The organism is Nocardia sp. CY41, from assembly GCF_009829325.1.
Lineage (GTDB): Bacteria > Actinomycetota > Actinomycetes > Mycobacteriales > Mycobacteriaceae > Nocardia.
On record NZ_VUOS01000105.1, the window covers coordinates 1 to 1,854 of the forward strand.

Below are 1,854 nucleotides of genomic sequence, written 5' to 3' on the forward strand. Positions count from 1 at the left end.
CGGACCGGCAGTAGCGGTTCGATCACTGTCCACAACTCGTCTTCCACGATCCACGGGGCCGCCACGACGAAACATACTGCACCGCAACGAGAATCACCGCCACTCTACAGAACCTGTTAGGAGCTCTAACTAACCCCGATCTGGAATCGGCGGGCCCGGGAAATGGCGATGGTGTGGCTCAACCCTCGCCACCCCGCTGTCCTGGCGGCCGGGCTCCACCTCAAACCCGACCCGAAAGAACCACGAACCGTGACGCTGCGCGCCGGCATCTTGCGCGCGCTGGCGGCTTGGGCCACCGCGCAGGGGCTGCCCGAGGAGCTGGCCCAGTGGGCGCGGGAGGAATTCCACCGCTACATTCAACGCCGTCGACGCGAAATGCCTGGGAAACGCCGTCATCCCACCCGGCCACCACGGACCGCTGGCCGATCGATGCCAGCCCGCACGCTGCGCCAACAGCATCATCGGCGCCGAACATCTCCCGATCTGGCGCAGCCAGGAAGCTGGCCTGCTCACCTTGCTCGACGCCCCAAAACTGCCCGCGCCTCGCCGAACCGCACTGCACCACCAACTCGACGACATCCGAATCGCACTCCGGAGACCAGAACAATGACCGAGCCCGGCAGGGAGGTCAGCCACTGCACCGCCCGAGCCCTGCGCGAAGCGACGCAGCGACTGCTGACCGGCCGCCCCGAACGGAACCGACGGCAGACTCACCAAATCCATCCGCGGACGAGAAGCACAGGTCAGCCACGCCACCCTGCACCGCGCCACAACGATACTTCAGGAATGGGACACCGCCGTCGCCCACGCACAACAGCCCAGTAGCGACAAGACGCGACCGGACCGCGAATCACCGCCCTGCGCGCCGAACTCGCCAAAAAGTACAACGAGAACGCTCGACTACGCCGACAAATCGACGCCGCCGCCACCGTGATCGCTACCCTCCACCACGAGAACACTGCACTACGCGCTCAACTTGCCGGTCACGCCAGTGTCACGCCACTGAACCGCCCACGCTGGCACTCCGGCGTACCAGTCCGAACTGGTCGAGACAGTCAAATTGGTGGTGGCGACCCGTCGCTTCGATGTCTGACAACGCAAGGACTCGATTTTCCTGGGAGTTCCCCAGCCTTCGCTGTCCTGTTCTTGCGGGCGGCGTCGATCGCCTCTTGAATTGACGGAGCCAATAACAGTCCCACATGGCAAACCGCATTCATCTGCACTACAATCGGATTAGTTCCATTTGCCCGCTCTGGCACGTCAAGATTCTCAGCGAGTGCCACAAGTTCACCTAGTTGCGCCACTGTTCTGTCCATCAGATTTTGGGCGTTTTCAATAGCCTGCCATTCTTCACTGACCGGATCTTTCGACACCATTCCCATCCTTCGCTAGATCGGTATGCAATTCTAAATTCCAGATTCACACCCCCCTGGCCAGGCGACCCAGAACGCGGTCATTCACGAAGACGTCATAATTGTCGTTGATCGACGTCGCCATTTATGTCGAAGAATCGGGCAGCGCGCGGAAGTGCTGATCTAACAGAGTCACCATCCATTGTCGATTGATAGTTAATAGTCCGCATTAGTTCGGGCTGATAACTGGTCTTCCGATCATTCCGGGATGCGCCGTTCGTTCTGCGGTGCCACAGGTTCGACGCCAATTCCCGACACGACCGAATGTAAAGCATTCAGGCGCTAGGTCCGGCTTGATTCGGGGTCTGGTTGCCGGGCGCGGGCGTCGGCGGGGTCACGGTCGGGGCAATGGTCGGCCGTTCACCGATCACCGCTTCGGTGTGCGGTGTGTCGTCCACGTACATCAAGCGGTCGGGATGCCATGCCACGACGCGGTTGCGGT

At 61.3% G+C, this 1,854-nt stretch carries 1 protein-coding gene; it reads right to left on the reverse strand.

What is annotated here, in order from left to right; translation table 11 throughout:
• Positions 1–1,055: 1,055 nt before the first annotated feature.
• The gene (locus tag GVY64_RS36845; RefSeq protein WP_159851303.1) at positions 1,056–1,376 is read right to left on the reverse strand and encodes a hypothetical protein; all 321 of its coding nucleotides are present in this window, start codon (positions 1,374–1,376) and stop codon (positions 1,056–1,058) included.
• Positions 1,377–1,854: the final 478 nt, after the last annotated feature.

Coding starts and splice junctions, on each gene's coding strand:
- GVY64_RS36845 (WP_159851303.1), bottom strand. CDS start 1,376: ATGGTGTCGAAAGATCCGGTCAGTGAAGAATGGCAGGCTATTGAAAAC.